The sequence below is a fragment of the Nitrososphaera sp. genome (assembly GCF_037447015.1).
GTDB lineage: Archaea > Thermoproteota > Nitrososphaeria > Nitrososphaerales > Nitrososphaeraceae > Nitrososphaera.
Map to the genome: position 1 here is coordinate 6179 of NZ_JBBIHK010000049.1, position 5744 is coordinate 11922.

The 5744-nt window shown below is 57.9% G+C and carries 6 protein-coding genes; all 6 read right to left on the reverse strand.

What is annotated here, in order from left to right; translation table 11 throughout:
• Positions 1–83 precede the first annotated feature (83 nt).
• Positions 84–1022, reverse strand: coding sequence for an iron-containing alcohol dehydrogenase (locus tag WKI84_RS11955; RefSeq protein ID WP_337863789.1), 939 nt, complete (start codon positions 1020–1022; stop codon positions 84–86).
• Between the two features lie 40 nt (positions 1023–1062).
• Entirely contained in the window at positions 1063–2130 is a 1068-nt protein-coding gene (locus WKI84_RS11960; RefSeq protein WP_337863790.1) for a hypothetical protein, read from the reverse strand.
• Between the two features lie 80 nt (positions 2131–2210).
• Positions 2211–2684, reverse strand: coding sequence for a COX15/CtaA family protein (locus WKI84_RS11965; protein WP_337863791.1), 474 nt, complete (start codon positions 2682–2684; stop codon positions 2211–2213).
• The gene (locus WKI84_RS11970; RefSeq protein ID WP_337863792.1) at positions 2681–3541 is read right to left on the reverse strand and encodes a cupredoxin domain-containing protein; all 861 of its coding nucleotides are present in this window, start codon (positions 3539–3541) and stop codon (positions 2681–2683) included. Before WKI84_RS11970 ends, WKI84_RS11965 begins: the two co-directional genes overlap by 4 nt.
• Positions 3542–3563: 22 nt before the next feature.
• Positions 3564–5057: a cbb3-type cytochrome c oxidase subunit I gene (locus WKI84_RS11975; protein WP_337863793.1), complete on the reverse strand. Its 1494-nt coding sequence runs from the start codon at positions 5055–5057 to the stop codon at positions 3564–3566.
• Between the two features lie 98 nt (positions 5058–5155).
• Positions 5156–5662 (reverse strand): hypothetical protein, encoded by a 507-nt coding sequence (locus WKI84_RS11980; RefSeq protein ID WP_337863794.1) that lies wholly within the window; start codon positions 5660–5662, stop codon positions 5156–5158.
• Between the last annotated feature and the right edge of the window lie 82 nt (positions 5663–5744).

Consider the following 5744-nt stretch of genomic DNA (forward strand, 5'->3'; position numbering starts at 1 on the left):
GCAGGAATCGGTGCCGTTTGACATCAAAAAGACGACCATAGTGTAAAAGAAAAGAAAGGGCCGGGTGCTGGCCTGCGTCTATTCTAGGCCAGCGGGTTGGTGTTCACTATCTCGTCGAGGCACTTGATGATGTCCTGCTTTGTGACCGGCTTTGGGTTGTTGTCAAGGTGGCCCCTGTCCGGCATGATGACATCTGCCGCGGCGTCGAGCGGCTGTTTCAGCTTTAGCGGCTCGAATTTCAGCTTTTGGCAGATCTCTTTGAAGCGCTTGTAGTAGATCGAGTTGTTGAACTTGTGCGCGACGGTGGTGCACGACGAGAGCGCATAGCCGTGCGGCACGCCCTCGTTTGAGAACACGTAGGACAGCGCGTGTCCGAGGGTCGTCGACGAGTTGCCAAAGCCTATGCCAGACAGCATGGCGCCGTACGGCAGGAGGTTCGGCTTGTCGTTCATTATCGCGTCGTACAATATGTCGAATGCTTCCCTGCAGAAAAGCTGGGTGAACGGGTTGCCTGCCTTGCTGTCATAGCCCTCCGACGCCTGCGCCGCCGCGTCGCATGCAGAGTTGCGCATGATGTTAAACGGCGTGCCGGGCAAAAAGTAAGGATCGACTATGGCCGCGTCGGCCAGGAACGCCTCGTCCTGCAAGAGCTTTTTCTTGTGGTCAAAGCTGATGACTGCGTAGGTGGTCATCTCGGCGCCCGTGCCAAAGGTCGTCGGGATCAGGATTTTCGGGATGCCTGTCAGCTTTGACAAATATTTGCAGACGTCCATCGAGCTCCCGCCGCCAAGGCCGATGTAGGCCCCGATGTTCTTGCCCTCGTACTGCTTCTTTATGGCCTCGATCGCCTCTATGGAAGGGTCGGGCGTGACCTTGTCATAGACTTCATAGTCCTTGATGCCCATGTAGTCGAGCCACTTGTTGTATATGTCGGGCGTCGTGGTCGTTATCACGAGAGAATTTTTCGGATACTGGAACTCTTTGGCAGCGTTCTCGCCGAAGACTATTTTCCTCGGCATCATTACTTTCCACATATGCGGTTAGGTGGCTGCTCTAGGGGTTTTATGTTTTACTGGGTGTGTGCAAAAGCGCGGCAAGCCTCCTCTTTTCCAGCCGCATCAGGTAGACTATGCCCCCGACCAGGAACACCTCCACCGACTTGGCAAGGACGCCGGCGGCAGAGACGGCCTCCGGCATGTTGGTGGGCGAGAGGGGCGGCGGGAATATGACCGAATACGTGTAGAGCCCAAGCAGCACCGCGGTGCCTGCAAGCCCGAACAGGTTGAGCGCCACAGTCTTGCGGTAGTACTGGCGCGGGCTCAATGTCCCTGACTCGGACGTGAGCGTCAAGAGTATGTACATCATGCCATAGCTGACCTGCATGCCGCCGGCCGATATCAGGAATATCGGGTATTCTAGCCTGAGCGAGCCGTGCTCTGAGTAGACCGCAAAGTGCACCATGCCGCCGGCAATCGCAGACAGCATGACTGCGTATTTTACGATCTCGCCGGGGCCGCGCATCCTGCCGGCAGCCTTTTTGTTTTTGTAGTTTATCCACATGATGACGCCGAGTCCCGCCATCGGCGCGGTCAGGGCAGCAAGGATGGTGGTGGTGAATATCGTGCCAAAGTTGTTCGATATGTGGACGTTGAATATGACGCGCTCGCAGTTGCAGCCTGCGGTGCTTGACAGCGTGCCCCTGGCAGGGTCGACCTGGTTGGAGTTGACGGGCCCGTTTGCGATGCTCATCACGATCTGGTAGTTGCCAAGCCCCGGGAACGTATAGTAGGTGGAAAAGTCGCCCACGTCGTATTTCGTCCAGGGCAGTGCGAACACGCGGCCCTCTGTCGGAGAGTAGACCTCCACCATCGCCTCCACGTCGCGCAGGTCGTTGCTGTCAAAGTCCTGCACGCTAAAGATCATCGCGGTGGGCGAGCCCGGCGCCGCGTACTCGGGCTCGAGTGCCTGGTAGACGAAATAGTGCTCGGTGTGGGCCTCGTTCCCGTTGTAGTGCGGGATGTGGTCGAGGTGTGCGTAGGCAGCAGGCAGCAGCTGGAGGGTGGGCGCGGCTGCAAGGGAGATGACCATCGCCGATGCCAGAACCAGCGCAAGGGGCCGTGCGCGTCCCATAGGCGCAATAGGACGGTTTGCCACTATAAACCTAACCTAGCCCACAATCCATCTATAACCTACCTGATCCTACTTACTTGCTAGTCCTTTTTCCTGCTTGCCACCACGGCCTTGCGCTCTGCGGCTACGGCAGGCATCCTGAAGGCAAAGACGAACGTCATGAGCACCATCGAGAACAGGACGAGCCCAAGGCCGAGGTGCGCGGTAACGAGCAGCGCGTGCAGCCGCTCCACTATCACCACCGCGCCAAGCGCTATCTGGCCCACCACGGCGCCGGCGGCAATGAGCGACGCCACCTTCATGGCCTTTGGCGCCTGCTTTGACCTGACCGTAAAGGCGGCAGTTGCTATGACCAGCAGGCCGGTGGTAGCGGCCACCGTCCTGTGCGTGTACTCTATTATGAATTCCTGGCTTGGCAAAAAGCCGTGCGGGCAGAGCGGCCAGTCCGGGCACGTCAGCCCGACACCAGACGCGCTCACGTATCCCCCGATAAAAATAAGGGAAAAGAGGACGGCAAGGGTAGTGAACGAGAGGGCCTTCAGTAAGGTCGTCATTCGGTCACTACGAGCTTGCCCTTCATGTACGGGTGGACGATGCAGTAGTACGGATAGTCGCCGGGCGACAGGCTGGACGTGTTGATCTCGATCTGCGCGCCTCCGTCCAGTATGCTGCTGTCAAACGACTTGCCCGAGTTTGCGTCCTCCGGACCCGTTCCTGATGTGACTGTGTGCGGCACGTTGTCTGCGTTGCGGACCAGCACGGTCTTGCCCTGTGTGATCGTCAGCTCCGCCGGGTCGTACGACGGGTTGCCCTGCACTGCTGCGCCTGACGGAATAGTCAGGACGTTTTCGACAGGGCTGCTGTTTGTGGAACCGCCACCACCGCCTGCGGCTGCCTCAGTCACGGTCAGCTGCGAAGTCATGTACGGGTGGACGATGCAGTAGTAGGGTATGGTTTCTCCAGCCTTGGCGTCCTTTATCTCGATTTCAGAAGACTTTTCGCCGCCGTTTATTATGCCGCTGTCAAAGCGTGCACCTGTTGCTTCGTCTTCCGGACCTGTCCCCGATGTTGCTGTGTGCGGCACGTTGTCTGCGTTTATCCACACCACCTTGTTGCCGGCTGGCACCTGCGCGTCGTCTGGGTCATAGTCAGGGTTGCCCTGCACGGCTGCGCCAGACAGTATCGATATCTGGGTCACGCCTGCTGCCGCTGGAGGCGGAGGGGGCGGAGGCTGCGCGGCCTGGAGCCGGGTCACCGGTGGCGGGTTTGCAAACATGGCGTCAAAGAGCGTGTGGACTATGGCAAATCCTATTGCGAGAGTTACAGCGCAGATGATGATGCCCCTTGCCATCCTTCCCGGCGAGGTCATCAGCATCGGGCGGTCGCTTGCTTCATGTTCGCGGTCTTCCATGTTCTACCATCGGCCTCCTTTTCTAGTGGTGCGGCTCCTTCCGCGTCTGGTCGTAATAGACTTCCCCGAGCTGGAAGGGGTCCCGCATGTTTGCAGGCTTGCCCTTGGCAGAGCTGTAGATCAGGTTGCCGATCAGGACTGCCGACCCTATGCCCGTGATCCACGCTCCCACGGTCGATATCTGGTTCATGACTATCAGCGGCTCGACCGGGACGTAGTCGAACACCCTCCTTGGCTGCCCGTACAGTCCCAGCACGTGCTGCGTCAGGAACACCACCGAGACCCCGACGAACAGGAGCCAGAACGTGATCATGCCCACCCTTTCGTTGTACATCCTGCCCGTGATGAGCGGGAATATGTAGTGCAGCATGCCAATGAAGCCAAACGATATGAGCCCCATGACGAACAGGTGGAAGTGGCCCACTACCCAGTAGCTGTCGTGCGTGAGGAAGTCAAGCGGCATCTGCGCGTTGACGACGCCGCCTGCCCCGGCATAGAAGAACAGGACCAGCCCTCCGACCACAAACGACATGGGCGTCGCAAACCTGATCCTGCCTCCCCACATGGTTGCGATAAAGTTGAACACGTGCATGGCAGACCCAGGCACTGCCGCCAGCGTCCCGACCATGAACACGGTCTTTTCCGTAAAGTTCATGCCTGTCGCGTACATGTGGTGCGCCCAAGACGAGAACGCCACTATCGCAAGCACGATGAACGCAGTCACTCCAGACTGGTAGCTGAATATAGGCTTTCGGGAGAACTTGGGTATCAGCTCGTACATCATCCCTATTGCAGGAATCGCGAATATGTACACCTCCGGATGGAAGGTGAACCAGAACAGGTGCTGGTAGGCGATTGGGTCGCCGCCCATGTTCGGGTTGAAAAAGCCAGTGACGCCGAGCCTGTCCGTAAAGAGCATGATGAGCGCCGCGGCAAACGTCGGCATTGCCACCAGGATCATGATCGACGTGACGAGCGTGGCCCACACAAAGAGCGACGTCTTCATGAGGGGCATGTCCGGGTGCTTCATCTTCAGTATCGTCACGATAAAGTTGATCGCGCCAAGTATAGATCCAAGGCCGAGTATCTTGATTCCGAAAATCCACATCTCTGCTGCAGGGCCAGGAGCGCGCAGGATGGAGTATGGCGGGGTGGCGTACCAGGTAAAGTCTGCCATGCCCAGCCACACGAGAGCCATGCCCACCGGCGTCATCCAGAACGCGACCGCGTTCAGCTTGGGCCACGCCATGTCCTTGTACCTGATCATTATCGGGATCAGGTAGTTGCCAACACCGGAGGCGAACGGGAGGAGCCAAAGGAACAGCATGTTGGTGCCGTGCGTGGTAAAGATCCTGTGGAAAGTGTTTGGATCAGTGATTATCTGCGCCCCAGGCAGAAACAGCTCTGTACGGATCACGAGCGCCAGCGCCCCGCCTATCATCAAGGCGACGAGGCTGAGAACTATGTAAAGAAGCCCGACATCGGTATGATGGGTTGAAAAAAGGATCTCCCACATCGGACGAGGTTTCTTAACTTCGAGAACCAATCAATATCCCCCGGTTAGATTTTTTTGCATCTTGTATCAAATAAAAGCATTTTGGTCGTGCGAGATTTTTAGTTGCTCGCTACGACGGCCGGCTTGGATTCCTGGTACAGCGACACTTGGACGTCCTTTGGTTCGAGTGTGGCAGACGCGTTGGTCACCGGCTCTTCTACAAAGAGCTTGGCGCGCATCTGGTAGTGGCTAAAGCCGCAGTATTCCCTGCACTGAATCAGGTACTCGCCCGCAGCGTCCGGCATGACCCACATCGTGTTTATCCTGCCGGGGACTGCGTCCATGAGCACGGTCAGGTCCGGTATGTTGAACGCGTGGTTCACGTCCCTGGAGGTAATCTCGAACTTGTACGGGACGCCCTTTGTGAGGTGCAGCTCGCCTATTTCCTTGCGGCCGTCCTCGTGCTCAAACGTCCAGAACCACTGCTGCCCAATGACCTTGACAACCTTCGAGTCCTTTGGCGGGTGGTCAAGGAAGCGCTCGACTTCCCAGGCCGATGCCCCGATGTATACCAGCAGGGCTATGACTACGCCCACGTAGACCCACTCCATCGTCGCGTGGCCCATCTAGTGGTGTCCCCCCTCCATAGACGACGAGGAGCTCCTCGGGACGTTCTTGGGGTTCGACTCGCGGAACCTGAAAACGACG